Here is an 18,780-nt window from a genome sequence, read left to right as displayed (position 1 = left end):
CTTACTCGTCGCCGAACGGCACCGGGTTGGTGAAGTGCTGGTGTTCGAAATAGTCGAGCAACTCGGACATGCCCTTGACGGCGGGCGCGATCACTTGCTGATCCTGGGTCTCCAGCGCCTGTTCGAAACGCACGATCTGGCGGCTCAAGTGTTCGCGCGCGTCGCCCCGGAGTTGCTGGTACAGCCGTTCGCCGCGCGCCAGTAACGTGCGGTTTTCCATCTGGTCGCGCGGATGGATTTTCAGCGCGGATAGCGCCGCGAAGCGCTCTTTGATTTGCTGTTCCGTCAGCAAGCCCGGATTGCCTTCGATGACCAGGCTATGGGTGTCGCCGGTGGCCAGGACCGTCAATTCCACCTGCAGCAAGCCATTGACGTCATAGGTAAAGCGCACGTCGATGCCGTTGTCATCGCGCTTGCCGCCCGGCAGGTCGACTTTCAGTTCGCCCAGCTTGATGTTGTCCCACGCCATGCGCGCTTCGCCCTGGTAGACGTCGATTTGCAGCACGCGCTGGTTATCCTGGACGGGGTAGTAGCGCTTGACGCGGCTGACCGGCACGACGGTATTGCGTTCGATGATGGGATCGAAGTGCCCGGACGAAAAGTTGTTGACGTCCAGCTGCATCGAGGCCGACACGCCCAGCGAATACGGCGCGACGTCGGTCATCACCACTTCGTCGAGCGCCTTGTCGTTCATCTTCAGGCCCGCCTGCACGGCGGCGCCCAGCGCCACCACTTCGTCCGGGTTGATTTCGCACGACGGGAAGCGGCCGAACATGCGCGCCACCATGCGTCGCACGGCCGGCATGCGCGTGGCGCCGCCGGCCAGCACGATATTGTCCAGTTCCGCCACCGGGATATTGGCGTCGCGCAGCGCCCGCTCGACGGGATCGCGCAGCCGCATCAGCAGTGGCGCGCACACTTTTTCCAGGGTGGCTTCGTCGAGTTCCATCGCATATTCGGCGGCGCCTTCGCGCACCCTGATCTCGGCCTTGGGGGCGCCCGACAGCGTACGCTTGGCCAGTTCCGCCTGCGCGATCAGGCGCTGCATGAAAATCGCGTCGTTTTTCAGCGGGGTGGGGATCTTGTTTTGTTCAAAGAAGCGTTCCACCAGCGCGCCAACAAAATCTTCGCCACCGAGGAAATTGTCGCCGGCCGACGCCCGCACTTCCATCACGTTGTCGAACAAGTCCAGCACGGAGACATCGAACGTGCCGCCGCCAAGGTCGAAGACGAGGAATTTGCTTTCGGTGTCGCGCAAATGGATGCCATACGCCAGCGCGGCGGCCGTCGGTTCATTCAGCAGGCGTTCGACCTTCAGTCCCGCCAGCTGCCCGGCCGCGCGCGTGGCCTTGCGCTGCGCGTCGGAAAAATACGCGGGCACGGTAATGATGGCTTCCGTCACCGGCTGTCCCAGCGCCGCTTCCGCGTCTTCCTTCAGCGAACGCAGGATCAGCGCGGACAATTCTTCCGGGCGGAACGCCTTCTTGCCCAGGTGCGTGACCTTGTCGCTGCCCATGTGGCGCTTGAAGGTGGCGGCGCTGGCGGCAGGGTGGGTTTGCAGGCGTTCGCGCGCCGCGCGGCCCACCAGGATACTGCCGTCGTCATCGATGCTGACGCACGACGGCGTCAAGACGTCGCCCAGGCTGTTGGGAATCAGGCGCGCTTGCCCGTTTTCCCACACCGCGATCAAGCTGTTGGTGGTGCCCAGGTCGATGCCGACGATCATTGCAGGTCCTCTTTTAAGTTGCGTTTTTGCATCTTAACTGAAAATCATTGGTGCATTACCAAAAACGCAACACTGGTGTTGCAGCATCGCTGCAATAAGCGTGACGCGTCACTTTAATTGTGCGCGTAGGCGGGCGATTTCATCTTGCGCCTGTTCCAGCTGCTGTTCCAGTTCTACTACCCGGGACAGTGCCCTGTCCAGTTCCACGAACAAGCGGTGTGGCGAATCTGGCGGGTGTTCGTCCAGTTCGCGGCTGAGCGCCATGGCGAGCTTTTCCGCCCGCTTGTTGTCGCGGTAGCGCTTGGCCCGCTCGGCCGGCGTTAATGCATCGTCTTTCGGCGGGCGGCCGCGCCCCCGTTTTTCCAGCTCATCCATGCAGTCTCCTGATTATTCGTGACGCGTAACGATATTACCTTGTAAAAATGTGACGCGTCACGTTAATTTGCAACTACTGTATGAAATACTGTATGTTATACTGGATAAATGACCAGTAAATTCGCTTTGATCGACCTGGAGCCGCCGGCGCCATCGGCATCCAATCCGTCTTTGCCCATGGTGCTGCCGCGCGAGGCCAGCGACAGCGGGGGACGGTTGACGGCTGCCCAGTCGGACAGTGAACTGGCCCGTGAATATATTGGCCATGGCGAATTGAGTCCCGCATCCCGCGCCAATTCGCAAAAGGAATTGTTCCGCTTCCTGACCTGGTGCCGCGAAGAAGCCTGCAAGACGCTGCGCGAATTGACGGTGGCGGACATCAACAGTTACAAGGAATTCCTGCGCGCGCCGCCTGCCGACTGGATTTCTCCCACCAAGTGGCCCCGCAACGATGCACGCTACCGGCCGTTTTCCGGGCCGCTGTCCGACGCCAGCCGCCGCCAGGCCGTGATTGCCGTCAAAGGTTTCCTGCGCTACGCGGAACGCACCGGCTATCTCGACCGTAATCCCGGCGCGCTGGTGCACCACGTGCGCGTGGCGTCCGGGGCGCGCGTGACGCGCTACCTGACGCCGGATGCGATCCGCCTGGCGTTGGCCGCCGTGGACCGGCGCGAAGCACTCAGCCAGGCCACGCTGCGGCGGCGCGAGCGCGACCGTTTCCTGTTGCTGGCCTATACGCATACGGGGGCGCGCCTGTCGGAAATCGTCGGCGCGGACATGGGTGCGCTTTACACGGAAGGCAATGGCCGCTGGTGGCTCGATGTGATGGGTAAAGGCAGCAAGGCGCGCCGCTTGCCCGTGCCGCCCGACATGCTCGACGCCTTCCGGCGCTACCGCGTCGCCTATGGCTTGCCGCCGCAAACGTCGCGCGGCGACACCACGCCGATGGTGCTGTCGAGCCGGGGCACGTTATTGCAGCGGGTAACGGATGAGGCGGCGGCGGACGCCATGAAAGCCGTGTTTGCCGATGCGGCGGTGGCCGCCGAGTCGCTGGGCGACGCCGACAGCGCGGCCGCGCTGCGCCAGGCGTCCGCCCACTGGCTGCGCCACAGCATGCTGACCAACCACGCCAACAACGGTGTGCAACTGAAAACCCTGCAGGATACAGCGGGTCACGCCAGCATCGTGACGACCGCCGCGTACCTGCATAAGTCCGACCTCGAGCGCCACGATGAAATCATGGCGTCCGTGAACGGCAACAACATTGCCTAGCGCCCTGAACTTGCTTCGCGGTCAAAACCACGCAGGGCCACGCGGTTTGGCCTATAGTGCAACAGAGGTGTCACCAGAAAAAGGAGCCGTGAAAATGGTCCATTCTGTCATTTACCGTGTCACTTGCGCGGCGCTGCTGCTGGCCGCGCCGCTGGCAGTCGAGGCCGGAGGCAAGCTGATGAAGTCATTCAGTGAAACGTTGACGGTGGCGTCGAGCGGCGGCCGTGTGCTGGTCACCGTGGTGCTGGACAATCCCAATGGCCAGCCCATGCACGTGCCCAACGCGATTGCCACGGACAAGGAATTATTTGGCCGCCTGTTTGAAATCCGCGATACGGCGACCGGCAAGCCGGTGGAATACCAGGGACCGATGGTCAAGCGCGGGCCGCTGACGGCAGACGATTATTTCACGGTCGCGCCGGGTACGCGCCACAGCAATACGCTGGACATCACGGACAGTTACGCGTTCAAGCCGGGCCACCACACGTACCAGCTCAGTTATGCGGGCTACGCCGTGCCGGACCTGGGCAAGCCGGAAGGGACGGTGCGGGTATCGGTGCCGCCGGTCAGTTTCACGTTCCGTGGCGAGAGTCCGCCGATGGCGGGGCGTTGACCGGGCCGGCCTGGGGCCGGATACAAAAAGACCCCTGCAAGCTGGGATGGGGCGAGCAGGGGCGAAGGCCCGTCGTTAGGGGGGCGTACTACGCAGGGAGAGACGGTTCCCGTGCCCCTGCCGGGAACCGCATACCAGCCTTAGTTAGTTTCCGGCCGGGGTGTTTTCACCAAAGTATTCGTGCGAGTCCGCGTTATCCAGCGCCTGGTCTGGATTGCTGATCGCCAGCGAAGCGGCGCCGCTCTGGCCATACACGTGGTCATCGGTGCCGGCGACCGCGTTGAAGTGGCTCATTTCGTGCACCAGCGTGCCGCCTTTCGAGTCGGTGCCCGTCATTGGCGCCGTCCAGAATGCCTTGCAGACATAGATCTTGTACGGCTGGGTTGGGTACACGTAGGCGTAGTACGTCTTGTTGCACGAGCAATCCACGGTGATGGGTTTGTTTTCAAACGCATCCTTGATGGCGGCAAAGTGCGACTTCGCCGTCGTATAGCGTGCGGACGTGTAAGCGCCGAACCATTTGGTGTAGCGGGTGCCGGTCTTGCCCGCGCCCAGGTACGCGTCGCCATCGGTGGCCATGGCTTTGCCCGCATCGACGGCCGAAGCGATCGTGCTTTGCTGCGAGGCGCTGCACTTGCTGTACGACAGGCTGCCGGCCAGCGATTGAATCGGCTGCGCTTCCGGTACCACACCGCGGCGCAGCGCGCCTTCGATGTACACGGACACCGCGTCGGAAGCGATTTCGTCCGCGTTGCCCTTCTTGTTGCCATTCGCTACGAACAGGTCGCGGCCCTTGGTCTTGTAGCGGATCTTGTATTCGCCCGTCACGCTCATGTTATACATCGACGACAGTTCGATGTGCACCGTGTGCGACTTGCCAGGCTGGATGGTGAAGTAGTCGCCGGCCGTCGGCACGGGACGCTTGACGTGCATGCCCTCGTACGGAACGGCGACGCCGTCGCGGGTTACTTCAAACAGCGCTTCTTCGATATCGCCGAACGGGGTATGCCATTTCAGGATTTGCTGTGGGGTCGACGACGTGTTCGTCATCGTGACTTTCACCACCACATCGTCGCTGGCGCCCAGCGATTGTTTGTCCATGCTGACTTTGGTCACGATGCCGTTGTCTGCCGCGTAGGCACCGAAGCACAGGGTTGCCGCCGCTACTGCACCGCCAAACTTCATCGCATGATTCCAGTTCATGTATCTCTCCGTTCGTGTAGGTTTTTTGTTGGAGGCGGGGCTTGTGACCCCGTCCGTGACCATATCCTCACATGACCAGATGAAATGTTTCAACGGAAAATTGCAAAAATGGCTTTATTGAGATGTCTAGACGGGTTGGCTTAGGCATTTAAGCAACATGGCTGTTCAATTCTTAACATCGACTTCATGTTTGTTAAGAATGAGACAGGGTAAAGCACTGTTTTTAAAGACACTTTTGAGACAGTGCGCGAAAGCCGGAAGCCATGGTCGGATTTGAAACAGGGCGGAAACTGTCCTGTATGGCCATTAGCATGGTGACATTCCCCTCACGCAAGGAGTGCATCATGAGCAAAGTTATCAAGGCATTTCACGAACAAGTGCGGACAGTGCTGGCCGAAATGGCCGAAGGCATGTTGATGCGCTGAAGCGGTGTCCATTCCGGCATCAATCGTTGGGATTGCCGGAATGGGGCGGCGGGCCTTTGCGTTTCTTTTCCACGCCGTGGTGGACCAGCGACAGGATCACCAGCGCAAACACGGCGCTCAACACCGCCGTGGCTTCCCGCCCCATGCCGGCCGCGATGCCGACAGCCGACGTCAGCCAGACGCCGGCTGCCGTCGTCAATCCCGTGATCTGGTTTTCATCCTTGAGTTTTAAAATCGCGCCCGCGCCGATAAAGCCGATGCCGGCAATGACACCTTGCAGCACGCGCGACAGGTCGGCCACCTGCATGCCCGCCTGGAGCGGTATCAGGACGAACAGGGCGGAGCCCAGCGACACCAGCATATGCGTGCGCAGCCCCGCCGATGCCCCCACCGATTCCCGTTCGTACCCCAGCATGGCGCCCAGTGCGACGGCGACCAGCAGCCGGATGACGACCTGGGTAATCCCCCTGACATCCCCCAGGTCGGAAAATTCCTGCTGTATCGTCAGCCACACTTGCTGCCACATGGGGTCTCCTTGAACGCGCGCGATGCCCGATTGTAGGCCGGAGCCGCAAAACGATGCCGCATGCCTGGGTTAAACAAGCGGTCGTGTAACATGGCAACATGGTTCAACACAATCCCCTCACAGAAATCCACCGCGACCAGTGGCTGCTGGTCGTGCACAAGCCGGCCGGGCTGCTGGTGCACCGCAGTCCCATCGATCCGCATGAAACCGAATTCGCGCTGCAATATGCGCGCGCCATGAATGGCGGTGAATACGTGTATCCGCTGCACAGGCTGGACCGGCCCACGTCGGGCATATTGGTGTTTGCCCGCGATCCCGATACCGCCAGCCGGCTGGGCAAGGCCTTGATGGAGGGGCAGATCCGCAAACGCTATGTGGCCATGGTGCGGGGCTGGATCCCGGAACAGGGCGTCATCGACCACCCGTTGCGCGAAGAACCGGAAGACCGGCGCGGCAAGGAAGAGGAGGCGCCAATACGCGATGCGCTGACCCGCTACCGCCGCATGGCCGTCACGGAAATTCCCGTCGCCATCGAGGGCTACGCCAGCAGCCGCTACAGCCTGGTGGCGCTGTACCCGGAAACGGGCCGGCGCCACCAGTTGCGGCGGCACATGAAACACATCAGCCATCCCATCATCGGCGACGCCAACCATGGCCGGGGCCGCCATAACCGGTATTTTGCCGAGCGCTTCGGGCACGGCAGGCTGATGCTGGCCGCCACCGGCCTGGCGTTCGTGCACCCGTGCACGGGGGAATGGCTGCACCTGGCGGCGCAGCCGGAAGCCAGCTTCATGCAAGTGCTGTCGATATTCCCGGACGGGCTGGCCGAACGGGATTTGACTGCGTGGGACCAGGTTTAGGGTGACTGGAGGCGCCGCCCGTGCAGCAGCCGGTACAGCACCGGCAACACCAATAACGTCAGCGCCGTCGACGACAAAATCCCGCCGATCACCACCGTGGCCAGCGGCCGCTGCACTTCCGCCCCGGTCCCCGTCGCCAGCGCCATCGGCACAAACCCCAATGACGCGACCAGCGCCGTCATCAGGACCGGACGCAACCGGTCCAGTGCACCACGGACCACCGCCTCGTGCAGCGGCATACCCTCGTCGCGCAGCGCACGGATGCAGGCAATCATCACCAGCCCGTTCAATACGGCGACGCCGGACAGCGCTATAAACCCCACCGCGGCGGATATCGACAGCGGTATGCCGCGCAACATCAGCGCGGCAATCCCGCCCGTCAGCGCAAACGGAATGCCGGTGAACACCAGCAAGCCATCCCTGATGTTGTTAAACATGGCGAACAGCAGCGCCAGCACCAGGAACAGCGCCAGCGGCACCACCAGTTGCAGCCGCTGCGTGGCAGACTGCAGTTGCTCGAAGGTGCCGCCCCAGCCGGTCCAGTACCCCGGCGGTATCCTGACGCCGGCGGCGATCGCCCGTTCCGCATCGGCCACAAAGCCGCCGATATCGCGGTCCCGCACGTTGGCGCTGACGACAATGCGGCGCTTGCCGTTTTCCCGGCTGACCTGGTTGGGGCCGGGCGCAAAGTCCAGGCTGGCCACTTCCGCCAGCGGGATGTAGGCGGCGCCCGTCCCCCCATTGCGGGGGAGCGCGATTGGCAACCGCCCCAGCGCCGCGACGTCGTTGCGCAAGGTTTCCGGCAGGCGGACGACAATGTCGAAGCGGCGGTCGCCCTCGAACAGCGTGCCGGCATGCCGGCCGCCCGTCGCGGTGGCCAGCGTTTCCTGCACGTCGCCAATATTCAAGCCGTAGCGCGCCGTCTTTTCGCGGTCGATGCGCACGGTCAGCATCGGCAAGCCATCGGTCTGTTCGACCTTGACGTCAGTGGCGCCGGGCACCCGTTGCAGGACCGCCGCGATTTGCCGGCCGGTGGCGGACAGCACGTCCATGTCGTCGCCAAAGACTTTCACGGCCACGTCACTGCGCACGCCGGAAATCAATTCATTGAAGCGCAACTGGATCGGCTGGGAAAATTCGTAGGCGTTGCCCGCGTACTTCTCCGCTTCCTCCTGGATCGCGCCGATCAGTTCCGCGCGGCTGCGCCGGGGCGCGGGCCACGCCGATTCCGGCTTCAGCATGATGTAGCCGTCCGAGATATTCGGCGGCATCGGGTCCGACGCGATTTCCGCCGTCCCGGTGCGGGCGAAGATGCGGTCGATTTCCGGGAATCTGGCCTTGAGTCCCGCTTCCAGTTTCTTTTGCATGTCCAGCGATTGCGTCAGGCTGGTGCCGGGGATGCGCAAGGCTTGCAGCGCAATGTCGCCTTCATTCAGGCTGGGCACGAATTCACGCCCCATGCGGGTGGCCAGCAGTCCCGACAGTACGACCAGCACCACCGCCGTGGTCACCACCAGCGCTGGCCTGGCCAGCGCCCTGGCCAGCATGGGTTCGTAAGTGCGGCGCGCCATGTCCATCAGGCGGATTTCCTTTTCCGCCACGCGTTCGCCGATAAACAGCGCCACCGCGGCGGGGACAAACGTCAGCGACAGCACCATGGCGCCGGCCAGCGCCGCGACCACGGTAAATGCCATCGGCTGGAACATTTTGCCTTCGACGCCGGACAGCGCGAACAGTGGCAGGTACACCACCATGATGATCAACTGGCCGAACAGCAGCGGACGGCGCGCTTCCCGGGCGGCGGCGAAGACTTCGCTGAACCGCTCGTCGCGCGTCAGCAGGCGGCCTTGCTGTTGCTGCGCGTGGGCCAACCGGCGCACGCAGTTTTCCACGATCACCACGGCGCCGTCGATGATGATGCCAAAATCCAGCGCCCCCAGGCTCATCAGGTTGGCACTGACCTTGTAGCCGGCCATGCCGGTGAAGGTGAACAGCATCGCCAGCGGGATCACCATGGCGGTGATGACGGCGGCGCGCAGATTGCCGAGGAACAGGAACAGGATGGCGATGACCAGCACCGCGCCTTCCAGTAAATTCTGCCTGACGGTATTGATGGCCTTGTCCACCAGCACGGTGCGGTCGTAGACGGGGACGGCCTTGACGCCAGGCGGCAAGGTGTTGTTGATGACCGCCATTTTGCGGGCCACCGCCTGGGCCACCACGCGGCTGTTTTCGCCGACCAGCATGAATACCGTACCCAGCACGACTTCGCGCCCGTTTTCCGTCGCCGCGCCGCTGCGCAATTCTGCCCCGGGTTCCACCGATGCGACATCGCGCACGCGGACCGGCACACCCTGTACATTGTTCAGGATGGTGTTGCGGAGATCGTCCAGCGACTGCACCTGGCCCGGCGCGCGGACCAGCAATTGCTCGCCGTGCCGTTCGATGAAGCCGGCGCCCACGTTGCCATTGTTACGCTCGATGGCGGACACCACGTCCTTCCATGCCAGGCCGTGGGCACTGAGTTTCGCCGGGTCGGGCGTGACGTGGTACTGCCTGGCATAGCCGCCAATCGAATTGATTTCGGTGACGCCGGGCACTTGCCGCAACTGCGGTTTGACGATCCAGTCCTGGATTTCCCGTAAATCCGTCGGCGTATAGGGGCTGCCGTCCGCCTTCTTCGCACCCGGATCGCTTTCCACGGTCCACAGGAAGATTTCCCCCAATCCCGTGGAAATCGGCCCCATGACCGGCACGATACCGGCCGGCAGCTTGTCGCCGGCCTCCTGCAGTCGCTGGGTCACCAGTTGCCGCGCAAAATAAATGTCCGTGCCGTCCTTGAAAATCACGGTCACTTGCGATAGCCCGTATCGGGACAGGGACCGGGTTTGCTCGAGTTTCGGCAAGCCCGCCATCACGCTTTCCAGCGGATAGGTGATGCGCTGTTCGACTTCCAGCGGCGAATAGCCGGGCGCGCTGGTGTTGATTTGCACTTGCACGTTGGTGATGTCGGGCACCGCGTCGATCGGCAGGCGCTGGTAATGGTAGATGCCGATGGCCGCCATTCCCAGCACGGCCAGCATCACCAGCCACCGGTGTCCGATGGCCAGGCGGATGAGTCGTTCAAACATGGCTGGGCTCCCGTCAATGGTCATGTGCGGCGCTGCCCTTGGCTTGCTGCGCCTTGACGACAAAGCTGCCTGCCGCGGCGACGGAGACGCCTGGGGCCAGCCCTTCGGGGATGTCCACCATGCGGCTGTCGGTGATGCCGGTGCGGACCGGCTGCGCCTGGAATCCGCCGGCCGTCCGGATAAACACCACGGATTTGCCGTCCACGGTGTGAACTGCTTCCGATGGCACGGCGACCGGCGCCTGCTTTTGCCCCTGCGCCATGGCGACATTGACGAACAGGCCGGGACGCCACGCCATGTTCGGGTTGTCGATCACGACCCGTGCCTTGGCGGTGCGGGTCTGTTCCCCCAGCAGGCTGCCCACGTAGCTGATCTTGCCGGCCGTGGCCGACGCGGTGCTGGCGGACTGGATCGTCACGGGTTCGCCCACCCGGACCAGTTCGATGTCCCTGGCCGGCACGTTGACTTCCACCCACACCGTCGCCAGGTCGGACAGCAGGAACACGTTGGCGTCTTCCTTGACCGCTTCGCCCAGCGCGATATGCTTTTCCACCACGACGCCGTCAAACGGCGCCCGCAATACGTAGCGGTTCAGCGCGCCATCGGTGGTATGGGCGCCCAGCGCGGCAAGTTTCGACCTCGCGCTGTCCGCCTGGATTTCCGCTTCATGGAAAGCCTGGCGCGCCTGCAAGTAATCCTGCTCGGCCGAAATCCGGTCTTGCCACAGCTTTTTTTCCCGCTCGTACGTCAGTTGCGCCAGCGCCAGCCGCTTTTGCGCGGCCAGCATGGCGCTGCGCAGGTCGGCCAGCTCGGGGCTGGAAATGATGGCCAGCACTTGCCCCTTCTTTACTTTCTGGCCGAGGTCGGCATGCACCGCTTCGGCGACGCCGGGCAGGCGGGGCACGACGTGGGCGGTGCGGTCGTCATTGAATTTCACTTCGCCGGGGAATTCCACGGTGGTGCCGATACTGGCCGGACCGGCCGTGGCCAGCGCGATGCCCGCGGTCCGGATTTGTTCGTCCGTCATGGCGACGCGGTTGCCGTCGTCATGTTGTTCCTGCGCCTCGGCAGGTTTGCGTTCCGCTGCAATGCCGGCGCTATTGCCGGCGCCGCTCCCGGACAGGATGATGGCGCCCAGGATCAGGCCGGCCGCGATGACGCCCAGGATGGGTTGATAGGTGTTGAATGGCTTCATTTGGTGCTTTCTGTTTGATCGGGCGCCGCGTAGCGCTGTACGTCGGCCAGGGCCCGGTAGCGCTCGGACATGGCGTTCAGGTATTGGGTCCGCACCTGGGACAGCGTGCGCTGGGCATCGAGTACATCGAGGAAATTGAATTTGCCCAGCTCGAAGCCGGTCACCGTCGCGTCCAGTGCGCTTTTCGCGGCAGGCAGCATGCCGGTGCGGATGGTGTCGAGTTGCAGTTGCGCCAGTTCGGCGCGCTGGTACGCATCGGCCAGCCCCTGTTCCAGTTCCAGCCGGGTCACCGCGAGTTCGGCTTTCGCCTGCTCCGCGCGGCGCAGTGCGGACAGCAGATTGCCCTGTTGGCGGTTGAACAGGGGCAGGGGAATCGACAGGCCCAGTAGCGCCTGCGACCGGCCCAATTCGGTATCCTTCTTGCTGCCGACAATGACAGCCATGTCCGGCATGCGCTGCGCCTGTTCGAGCCGGACTTGCGCAGCTTCACGCGCCACCTGGCTGGCGGCCCGTTGCAGCTGCGGCGTGGATTCCAGCCCGGCTCGCAGTGTGGCGAGCGGCGGCAGTGAAGTGGGCTCCGGAAGGATCAGCGGCTGTTCGAGCGGCAGGCTGCCACCCCATAACGCCGCAAGTCTCCGCCTGGCGCCGGCCAGTTCCGCTTGCGCCGTGGCCAGTTCCAGCTGTGCGCCGGCAGCCGCCACGGTGGAGCGGGATTCGTCGACCGGCGAAATCTTGCCGGCGGCAACGCGCCGGCTGGCGGCGGAACGGGCTTTATTCGCCAGTTCCAGCGCGCCCTGGGCCAATGTGGCACGCTCCTGGGCCGTCAGCACCTCGAAATACGCCGCCGTGACATCGGCCCGCAAGCCGGCAGCCGTCACGCGCAGCGTGTCCGTCGCCAGCGTCTGGTCCAGCTCCGCGACGCGTACGCGGGCGGCGCGTTTGCCGCCTAGTTCCAGTGGCTGGCTGATTTGCACGGTCTGCGTACGGCCGGCGCGTTGCACGCCTTCGCGCAGCACGGACAATTCCGGGTTGGGCAGCAGTCCCGCCTGCAGCCGGGCGCCATCGGCGATGGCAGCGCTGTGCCCGGCCACGCGCAGGCTTGGGTTGGAAGACAAGGCCAGTTCGATGGCCTGTCCGAGGGTCAGTGGCGGCACCACCGGGGCAGCCGCGCACGCAGGGAACCACGCGCCTGACAACAGGAACGTGGCGCCCAGCACGAGATATCTGGATCGCATGGATACAACTCCGAAAAATAAGGTCGAAGAAAATCCGGCGGCAATCCGGCCGGCGCACGGGCGCCGGCGATCAAGCTGATGGGGAAAGGATGGAGGCCGCCGGGCTTAAGCCGCGGCGTGCCACTGAGGGCGTTCCGGAGGAGGAGAATATGCCGAAGCCGGCGCGGACAACGGCATGGTTTGCGACATCTGCGCCAGCAAACCATGGCCCAGCGCCGTGTCCAGGCTGGCGGGCGCCAGCGGTGCGTGCGAACACGACGAGCAATCGGTATGCGGTGTCAGTTTCTTGGCCAGCGACGGCGACTTTTCCTTCATCGCGGCCGTCGTCTCGTCGGCATGTCCCGTATGCTCGTGGTGGCCGAAATGCCGGGCGGCCCGGCCCGATTCATGGCCGCAATAGGCGCTGATCGCAAGCCAGCTGAACTGGAGCGCGACGATGGTCAACATGAAGAACAGGAACTGACGGGCCATGGGCGCGGAGTATAACATGACGGAAAAATAAGGCGCTGTCTGCAACTTTCGTGGAACTCTGCTTTTCGTTCCCGGTCCAAGCAATATCATCCCGGGGCTGGAGGCAGATCATGGAAACGCAGGCATTCGCATCGCTGTTGGCGCAACTGGCGTTACTGACTTCACGGCAATGCACCCAGCTGCAGGTCCGGCTGGGGCAGGCCGACGCCAGGCAGCACGTGGGCCGGCTGCTGGACCAGGCGGCCCGGGAAAAACTGTGCTGTCCGCGCTGCGCCGGCACCTGCTGGTACCGGCACGGCCGCGAAAGCGGCCTGCAGCGCTACCGCTGCCGCACGTGCGGTAAAACCTTCAATACGCTGACCGGCACGCCGCTGGCCAGGCTCCACTATAAGGAACGGTGGCTGGCCTACCTCGACGGCATGCTGGCGTCGCACTCGCTGCGCCATGCCGCCAGCCGCCTCGGCGTGCACCGCAACACCACGTTCCGCTGGCGCCACCGCTTCCTGGCGCTGCCGCGCACTGACCGCGCACCGCTGCTGCATGGCATTGCCGAGGCCGACGAAATGTTCTTGCTGGAGTCGCAGAAGGGACCACGCCACCTGGACCGGCCGCCGCGCCGCCGGGGCGGGCACGCACGCCGGCGCGGCATTTCACACGAGCAGGTGTGCATCCTGGTGGCGCGCGACCGCAACGGCCGCACGCTCGACTTCGTCACCGGGCGCGGTGCGCTCACCGGCGCCGCCCTGCACCAGTGCCTGCGGCCGGCGCTCGATCCCGACATCCTGCTGGTGACCGACGCCAACGCGGCTTACCGCGCCTTTGCCCGCGAGAGCGGGATCACCCATGATGCGGTCAACCTGCGCGCCGGTGTGCGCACGCGCGGCGCGCTGCATGTGCAAAACGTCAACGCCTACCACAGCCGTTTCCGGGCCTGGCTGCACCGTTTCCACGGTGTCGCCACGCGCTACCTGCCGAACTACCTGGGCTGGCGCTGCATCCTTGATGCACATCGCATCGATACCGCGGAATCTCTGCTTAAAGCGGCAATTGGACACTTTCCACGGTTTGCGGTGACATAGCCAATATCATTCCGTCGCCACGAAAGGACCGCGCGCTGGAAAGCGATCAGCTTCAAGTTCGCGGTGCCGGCAATTTCCGAAGTGTCGCGACGGGAAGTGACACGGCAACGCATTTGAAAGTGTTTGACATGTCTGGAGGAGTTGGATATAGTTAGTACAACTAATTAATTTCCTTGCATGAATCCGTTCGACACCATTAGCGCACCGATAGAGCAAACCATCGCCACCGGACTGGCGCGGATTGCCACCGTGATGCGCAGCCAGGCCTGGGCGCGGGCATTTGCCGAAGGGATCACGCCGACGCAGTCGGATATCCTGACCTTGCTCAGCACGCGGCAGGAAGCGTTGCGGCTGTCCGTGATTGCTGAGCAACTGGCCATCACGCCGGCCACGGCCAGCGAGGCGGTCAGTACGCTGGTGGGCAAGGGCCTGGTGGACAAAGGGCGGGCGTCGGACGACCGCCGGGCGGTGGCGCTGTCGCTGTCGCCGCGGGGCAGGGAGTTGGCGGCGGCCGGCGGCGATAGCGGCGGGCTGCTGGCGATGAGTTTGCTGGCGTTGACGCCGGAAGAAAAAAGTACGCTGTTGAGCCTGATCGTTAAGCTCATCAGGAACATGCAGGAGCGGGGCGAGATTTCCACCGCGCGCATGTGTGTGACGTGCAGCTATTACCAGCCGCATGACGATCCGCAGTTCCCCCATTACTGCAACCTGGTGGGGGCGCCGTTCGCAGACCGGCATTTGCGGCTGGATTGCCCGGAACACGTGGCGCGCACGCAGAAAGTCGTGCCGATCAGGAAAGCGGGTTGACGCGATACCGCGTTGGCCCAGGCGCAAGACGTAATGCAAGCGCCATTTTTTTTGACCTATATAGTTAGGAGTCCTAATATATGTTTCGCACCATCCCTGTCGCTTCCGTGTTCGCCGTGCTGGCGGCGCTGGCTTGCCAGCCTGCCGGCGCCCATGTCGTCAATGCCAAGAAGGGCAATGTGAAGGACGCCAGCTTCGATATCGTCACTGCCGAGATCAGTGTCGACGCGGCGAAAAACCAGCTGGTGTTTGCCATGTCGGTGACCGGTACGGCAGGCGCCGTGAAGCCGAAAAAGACCGGCAAATTCGAAGGCAGCAACGTGTTTTCTTATGTATGGCCGACCAGGATCGATCCGTCCGAAGTGGGCTTCGAAGCCGGCGCGGGCATCCTGGCGCTGGCCGTGACCACGCACCCTGACTTTGACGACACGCCGCTGTTCGATACCAAGGGCAACGACTGGCACAGCCACTGGGTGGTGCTGGCGCCGGACGAGGCATGCGGCAAGGGCGCGCTGAAGGTCAGGGACATTCCGCCCGGCGCCAAGCCCAAGTTGCCGAAGACCTGGCCCGGTGTGCCGCTGCTGATCGACAGCCCCGGCTACGCGCCCCGCTTTGCCGCCAGCACCGTGAAAGTGCGGGTGCCGTTCGACGATGTCAGCAATTTCAAAGGCGTGGCGTTCGACGGCGTGACGGCCGGCCTGCGCGTCGGCGCCAGCCCGCACCAGCCGCTGCTGTGTGTCGTGAATGTATTCGATGTGGCGTCCGGCGACCTGAGTTTGCCGGGCAAAGCCGAGTAACCCCGCGCTTGCGGATTCCTGTTGTCCTACCCACTGAAAGGAGTATCACCATGAAAAGCAAAGCAGTTTTCTACCACGCTGGTTGCCCTGTTTGTGTCTCCGCCGAGGAAGCTGTCGCGGCGGCCATTGACCGCAACAAGTACGACCTGGAAGTCGTCCACTTCGGCAATGCCCGCGACCGTATCGGTGAAGCGGAAAAACTCGGCGTGAAATCGGTGCCGGCCCTGGTGCTGGACGGCGGTGTCTTCCACATCAACTTCGGCGCGTCGATGGCGGATGTGAAAGGGTCGTAACCCCCACAGGCATGCAAGTACAGGTACGACCGCGCGTCCGGCCCACAGCCGCACGCGCGGTTTTTCTTTTTTTCAGGAGATTGACATGATCGAAGCTCCCGCGCTGGATGTGGCGCAATGGTTCAACACATCGCAAGCGCTCGCATTGAGCGAATTGCGCGGCAAGGTGGTGGTACTGCATGCGTTCCAGATGCTGTGCCCTGGTTGCGTGCTGCACGGTATCCCGCAAATGCAGCGCGTGCATGCGCAATTCGATGGCGACGACGTGGCCGTGATCGGCCTGCATACGGTATTCGAACACCACGACGTCATGGGACCGGCTGCGCTGAAAGTATTCATCGATGAAAACCGGCTGGCCTTTCCCATCGGTGTCGACCAGCCGGACGGGCATGGCGGCCCGCCGCGCACGATGCGCCAGTACGGCATGCGCGGCACGCCCACGCTGATCTTGATCGACCGCCAGGGTGCACTGCGCTTCCAGCAACTGGGGCAGGTCGACGACCTGGCCGTCGGCGCGCTGATCGGCCAGTTGCTGGCCGAAGCGCCACGCTGATGTAATTTTGCACAGATTGTTAAATTGTCGCCCAACTGACTGACACAACTTTATTAGGACTCCATACTGTTGATGGCATTTTTTATAACGTTCTTGAAAACGTTCTGATGCCAAATCAAACCAAATGCACATCAACTCATCCAAACATAGGGCTACATCATGAAAAAAATGACTTCGGCAATTTCCGGCGTATTCGCCGCCGCACTGGGACTGGCGGCGCTGCCTGGCGCGGCGCTGGCGGGCCACATCCTGTCCGGCGTGAACATGAAAGGCTGTGAACTCGTGCTGATCAATTCGGAGACCGACCAGATGGCCAAGGTGGCCTTGCCGACGGTGTATGGCTGGCAACCCGCCGCCTGCCAGCATACGGCGATCAGCGCCGATGAACGGACCGTGTACATGCTGACGGACGCGGTGCCGCCGTACACGGCATCGGTGGTGACGGTGCACCTGAAGCGCATCGACTGGGACGCCGGCACCATCGACGCGAAAGTGTTGCAGACGTTGCCGCTGGCGCAGCCCGGTTCGCCGTCGCAATTCAAGAACATCACCCAGGTGTCGCCGCAGCAACCGATCATGCCGTGGACCCGGCCATCGTTCACGCAAACCCATGGCCCGACGTTCCTGCCGAATTCGAAGTATTTCTACGTCACCCATTACACGGACAACCGGGTGCGCGGCTTCAAGGTGACCGGCAGCGGCAAGCTGCACCCGATTCCCGTGTATTCGGATGGCGACCTGACGCGCCAGACGCACGGCGTGAATTTCAACAATTCCGGCTCGGTGGGCCTGGGTGTCGGCTATGACTATGACATGGGCACCGTGCGTGTCTATAAACCCAACACGCAGACGGGCGAAGTCAAGGTGATGGGCGAGATCCAGCTGGGCAGCGGGAACATGTATGGCGCCATGGCGCACTACGCGGTCTGGCTGACCGACCGCTACGCCTACATCGGCACCATGCAGCAGGGGCCGACGTCGGCCACCAAGCCGGGCAACGTCGTGATCGAGCCCAGCGTGTGGCTGATCGATGTGCAGGAGATGAAAGCAACGCGCGTGATCGGTTCCCAGAATGGTCCGCAGCACGGCTTGCTGCGTTCGCCGTCCGATGTGGCGCTCGCGCACGGCAAGCTGTACGTGGCGGAAGAAGATTCGTGGGGCCGCAAGCCCAATGCGCCCGCTTCCGATTATGGCCGCGACGGTTATGTGTCGATCTGGGACGTGTCTAACCCGGCCGCGCCGAAATTCATCAAGCGCCTGGCGCCGGGCAAAGGCTTGCCGGCCGACTTCCGCAATGCCCACACGGCCAGCGCCACGCTCGATGGCGATGCGGTCTACGTGTCGAGCTTTATTTCCGACCACCTGATCAAGATCGATACCGCCACCGACACCGTCACCAAGGTGTACAGCATGGATGACGGCTTGATGATGTTCCACGGCGAATATGCCGCCGGCCGCAACCGCTAAGGAGCGACATCATGAAAAGCGTTGTCGCCATCCAGCACGTCGCATTTGAAAACCTGGGATCGTTTGAAGCGGTCCTGCACGACAAAGAGTATGCGGTGCATTACCTGCCCGCATGGAGCCCGGGCCTGGCCGCCCAGGTGCAAACGCTGGCCCCCGACTTGCTGGTGGTGCTGGGCGGTCCGATCGGCGTCTATGAAGACGACCTGTATCCCTTCCTGCGCGAAGAAATGGCCCTGTTGACTCAGCGGCTGGCCGCCGGCCAGGCCACCCTGGGCATATGCCTTGGGGCGCAACTGATGGCGGCCGCGCTGGGCGGCAAGGTGTATTCGTCGGGCGTCAAGGAAATCGGCTGGGCGCCGCTGGAATTGTCCGGCGCGGGCCGGGATTCGCCGCTGCGGTATTTATCCGGCGAACTGGCCGACGTGCTGCACTGGCATGGCGATACGTTCACGTTGCCGCAAGGCGCGGTGCACCTGGCGTCGACCCCCGTGTGCCAGAACCAGGCCTTTGCTTACGGTCCCCGCGCACTGGGATTGCAATTCCACCCCGAAGCGCAGGCGGAAAAAATCGAACACTGGCTGGTCGGCCATGCCTGTGAAATCGCGGGCGCCGGCATCGACGTGGCGGCGTTGCGGCGCGACGCCCAGCGCCATGGTGCGGCATTGCAGGAACAGGCGCGCCATTTCTTCAGCGCGTGGCTGGCGCAAGCCGTGCCTGCCTGATACGCCACTTGAATGAACAGAGGTGAACCC

The 18,780-nt window shown here is 63.3% G+C and carries 18 protein-coding genes; 10 read left to right on the top strand and 8 right to left on the bottom strand.

The annotated features are described in order from the left end of the window. Nucleotide 1: 1 nt before the first annotated feature. Entirely contained in the window at nucleotides 2-1,726 is a 1,725-nt protein-coding gene (locus GJ700_RS25905; RefSeq protein WP_154379426.1) for an Hsp70 family protein, read from the bottom strand. 108 nt (nucleotides 1,727-1,834) lie between these two features. Beyond that, nucleotides 1,835-2,101, bottom strand: a complete 267-nt coding sequence (locus GJ700_RS25900; RefSeq protein ID WP_154379424.1) for a hypothetical protein — start codon at nucleotides 2,099-2,101, stop codon at nucleotides 1,835-1,837. 108 nt (nucleotides 2,102-2,209) lie between these two features. On the opposite strand from GJ700_RS25900, the gene GJ700_RS25895 reads away from it, so the two are divergent. Together GJ700_RS25895 and GJ700_RS25890 are read left to right on the top strand one after the other, a co-directional pair. Then, nucleotides 2,210-3,373, top strand: a complete 1,164-nt coding sequence (locus GJ700_RS25895; protein ID WP_154379422.1) for a tyrosine-type recombinase/integrase — start codon at nucleotides 2,210-2,212, stop codon at nucleotides 3,371-3,373. A gap of 94 nt (nucleotides 3,374-3,467) precedes the next feature. Next, nucleotides 3,468-3,986, top strand: coding sequence for a hypothetical protein (locus GJ700_RS25890; RefSeq protein WP_154379420.1), 519 nt, complete (start codon nucleotides 3,468-3,470; stop codon nucleotides 3,984-3,986). 144 nt (nucleotides 3,987-4,130) lie between these two features. Here the strand turns inward: GJ700_RS25890 and GJ700_RS25885 are convergent, their stop codons facing one another. Further along, the gene (locus tag GJ700_RS25885; RefSeq protein ID WP_154379418.1) at nucleotides 4,131-5,189 is read right to left on the bottom strand and encodes a M35 family metalloendopeptidase; all 1,059 of its coding nucleotides are present in this window, start codon (nucleotides 5,187-5,189) and stop codon (nucleotides 4,131-4,133) included. Nucleotides 5,190-5,633: 444 nt separating this feature from the next. Further along, entirely contained in the window at nucleotides 5,634-6,140 is a 507-nt protein-coding gene (locus GJ700_RS25880) for an MgtC/SapB family protein (protein WP_154379416.1), read from the bottom strand. Nucleotides 6,141-6,238: 98 nt separating this feature from the next. Here GJ700_RS25880 and GJ700_RS25875 point away from each other — a divergent pair, with 98 nt between their 5' ends. After that, complete coding sequence (locus GJ700_RS25875; RefSeq protein WP_154379414.1) at nucleotides 6,239-7,000, top strand: pseudouridine synthase; 762 nt, start codon at nucleotides 6,239-6,241, stop codon at nucleotides 6,998-7,000. Here the strand turns inward: GJ700_RS25875 and GJ700_RS25870 are convergent. The 4 genes from GJ700_RS25870 to GJ700_RS25855 all read right to left on the bottom strand — a co-directional run bounded on the left by GJ700_RS25870 (nucleotide 6,997) and on the right by GJ700_RS25855 (nucleotide 13,032). Then, a complete protein-coding gene (locus GJ700_RS25870; RefSeq protein WP_154379412.1) occupies nucleotides 6,997-10,131 on the bottom strand; it encodes a CusA/CzcA family heavy metal efflux RND transporter in 3,135 nt (1,044 codons plus the stop codon). The genes GJ700_RS25875 and GJ700_RS25870 overlap by 4 nt on opposite strands. A gap of 13 nt (nucleotides 10,132-10,144) precedes the next feature. Beyond that, nucleotides 10,145-11,326, bottom strand: a complete 1,182-nt coding sequence (locus GJ700_RS25865; RefSeq protein WP_154379410.1) for an efflux RND transporter periplasmic adaptor subunit — start codon at nucleotides 11,324-11,326, stop codon at nucleotides 10,145-10,147. Continuing rightward, a complete protein-coding gene (locus GJ700_RS25860; RefSeq protein WP_154379408.1) occupies nucleotides 11,323-12,561 on the bottom strand; it encodes a TolC family protein in 1,239 nt (412 codons plus the stop codon). The genes GJ700_RS25865 and GJ700_RS25860 overlap by 4 nt, the downstream gene beginning before the upstream one ends. 105 nt (nucleotides 12,562-12,666) lie before the next feature. Next, nucleotides 12,667-13,032 carry a hypothetical protein gene (locus tag GJ700_RS25855; protein ID WP_154379406.1) on the bottom strand — a complete coding sequence of 122 codons (366 nt, stop codon included), beginning with the start codon at nucleotides 13,030-13,032 and terminating at the stop codon, nucleotides 12,667-12,669. 110 nt (nucleotides 13,033-13,142) lie between these two features. Between GJ700_RS25855 and GJ700_RS25850 the strand changes: the two genes are divergently transcribed. The 7 genes from GJ700_RS25850 (at nucleotide 13,143) to GJ700_RS25820 (ending at nucleotide 18,750) form a co-directional block, all read left to right on the top strand. Next, the gene (locus GJ700_RS25850) at nucleotides 13,143-14,111 is read left to right on the top strand and encodes an IS1595 family transposase (RefSeq protein ID WP_154379404.1); all 969 of its coding nucleotides are present in this window, start codon (nucleotides 13,143-13,145) and stop codon (nucleotides 14,109-14,111) included. 177 nt (nucleotides 14,112-14,288) lie between these two features. Then, on the top strand, nucleotides 14,289-14,918 hold the full coding sequence (locus GJ700_RS25845) for a MarR family winged helix-turn-helix transcriptional regulator (protein ID WP_154379402.1): 630 nt from the start codon (nucleotides 14,289-14,291) through the stop codon (nucleotides 14,916-14,918). A gap of 80 nt (nucleotides 14,919-14,998) precedes the next feature. Then, nucleotides 14,999-15,715 (top strand): hypothetical protein, encoded by a 717-nt coding sequence (locus GJ700_RS25840; protein WP_154379400.1) that lies wholly within the window; start codon nucleotides 14,999-15,001, stop codon nucleotides 15,713-15,715. Nucleotides 15,716-15,765: 50 nt separating this feature from the next. Then, the gene (locus GJ700_RS25835) at nucleotides 15,766-16,008 is read left to right on the top strand and encodes a thioredoxin family protein (protein WP_154379398.1); all 243 of its coding nucleotides are present in this window, start codon (nucleotides 15,766-15,768) and stop codon (nucleotides 16,006-16,008) included. An 85-nt stretch (nucleotides 16,009-16,093) separates the two neighbouring features. After that, the gene (locus GJ700_RS25830; RefSeq protein ID WP_154379396.1) at nucleotides 16,094-16,561 is read left to right on the top strand and encodes a peroxiredoxin family protein; all 468 of its coding nucleotides are present in this window, start codon (nucleotides 16,094-16,096) and stop codon (nucleotides 16,559-16,561) included. Nucleotides 16,562-16,720: 159 nt separating this feature from the next. Next, nucleotides 16,721-18,028 (top strand): YncE family protein, encoded by a 1,308-nt coding sequence (locus GJ700_RS25825; protein ID WP_154379394.1) that lies wholly within the window; start codon nucleotides 16,721-16,723, stop codon nucleotides 18,026-18,028. An 11-nt stretch (nucleotides 18,029-18,039) separates the two neighbouring features. Beyond that, nucleotides 18,040-18,750 (top strand): glutamine amidotransferase, encoded by a 711-nt coding sequence (locus GJ700_RS25820; RefSeq protein ID WP_154379392.1) that lies wholly within the window; start codon nucleotides 18,040-18,042, stop codon nucleotides 18,748-18,750. Nucleotides 18,751-18,780: the final 30 nt, after the last annotated feature.

Source organism: Pseudoduganella rivuli (assembly GCF_009674485.1).
In the GTDB taxonomy this organism is placed as follows: Bacteria; Pseudomonadota; Gammaproteobacteria; order Burkholderiales; family Burkholderiaceae_D; genus Rugamonas; species Rugamonas rivuli_B.
Note: the sequence above shows the minus strand (reverse complement) of the source record. Positions and strands in the feature narration are given on the sequence as shown.

What these genes read in the sequence shown, in the direction of transcription:
- GJ700_RS25845 (WP_154379402.1), top strand. Translation starts at nt 14,289, where the DNA reads ATGAATCCGTTCGACACCATTAGCGCACCGATAGAGCAAACCATCGCC.
- GJ700_RS25825 (WP_154379394.1), top strand. Translation starts at nt 16,721, where the DNA reads ATGAAAAAAATGACTTCGGCAATTTCCGGCGTATTCGCCGCCGCACTG.
- GJ700_RS25820 (WP_154379392.1), top strand. Translation starts at nt 18,040, where the DNA reads ATGAAAAGCGTTGTCGCCATCCAGCACGTCGCATTTGAAAACCTGGGA.
- GJ700_RS25905 (WP_154379426.1), bottom strand. Translation starts at nt 1,726, where the DNA reads ATGATCGTCGGCATCGACCTGGGCACCACCAACAGCTTGATCGCGGTG.
- GJ700_RS25880 (WP_154379416.1), bottom strand. Translation starts at nt 6,140, where the DNA reads ATGTGGCAGCAAGTGTGGCTGACGATACAGCAGGAATTTTCCGACCTG.
- GJ700_RS25870 (WP_154379412.1), bottom strand. Translation starts at nt 10,131, where the DNA reads ATGTTTGAACGACTCATCCGCCTGGCCATCGGACACCGGTGGCTGGTG.
- GJ700_RS25885 (WP_154379418.1), bottom strand. Translation starts at nt 5,189, where the DNA reads ATGAACTGGAATCATGCGATGAAGTTTGGCGGTGCAGTAGCGGCGGCA.
- GJ700_RS25895 (WP_154379422.1), top strand. Translation starts at nt 2,210, where the DNA reads ATGACCAGTAAATTCGCTTTGATCGACCTGGAGCCGCCGGCGCCATCG.
- GJ700_RS25840 (WP_154379400.1), top strand. Translation starts at nt 14,999, where the DNA reads ATGTTTCGCACCATCCCTGTCGCTTCCGTGTTCGCCGTGCTGGCGGCG.
- GJ700_RS25890 (WP_154379420.1), top strand. Translation starts at nt 3,468, where the DNA reads ATGGTCCATTCTGTCATTTACCGTGTCACTTGCGCGGCGCTGCTGCTG.
- GJ700_RS25835 (WP_154379398.1), top strand. Translation starts at nt 15,766, where the DNA reads ATGAAAAGCAAAGCAGTTTTCTACCACGCTGGTTGCCCTGTTTGTGTC.
- GJ700_RS25830 (WP_154379396.1), top strand. Translation starts at nt 16,094, where the DNA reads ATGATCGAAGCTCCCGCGCTGGATGTGGCGCAATGGTTCAACACATCG.
- GJ700_RS25860 (WP_154379408.1), bottom strand. Translation starts at nt 12,561, where the DNA reads ATGCGATCCAGATATCTCGTGCTGGGCGCCACGTTCCTGTTGTCAGGC.
- GJ700_RS25850 (WP_154379404.1), top strand. Translation starts at nt 13,143, where the DNA reads ATGGAAACGCAGGCATTCGCATCGCTGTTGGCGCAACTGGCGTTACTG.
- GJ700_RS25900 (WP_154379424.1), bottom strand. Translation starts at nt 2,101, where the DNA reads ATGGATGAGCTGGAAAAACGGGGGCGCGGCCGCCCGCCGAAAGACGAT.
- GJ700_RS25865 (WP_154379410.1), bottom strand. Translation starts at nt 11,326, where the DNA reads ATGAAGCCATTCAACACCTATCAACCCATCCTGGGCGTCATCGCGGCC.
- GJ700_RS25855 (WP_154379406.1), bottom strand. Translation starts at nt 13,032, where the DNA reads ATGGCCCGTCAGTTCCTGTTCTTCATGTTGACCATCGTCGCGCTCCAG.
- GJ700_RS25875 (WP_154379414.1), top strand. Translation starts at nt 6,239, where the DNA reads ATGGTTCAACACAATCCCCTCACAGAAATCCACCGCGACCAGTGGCTG.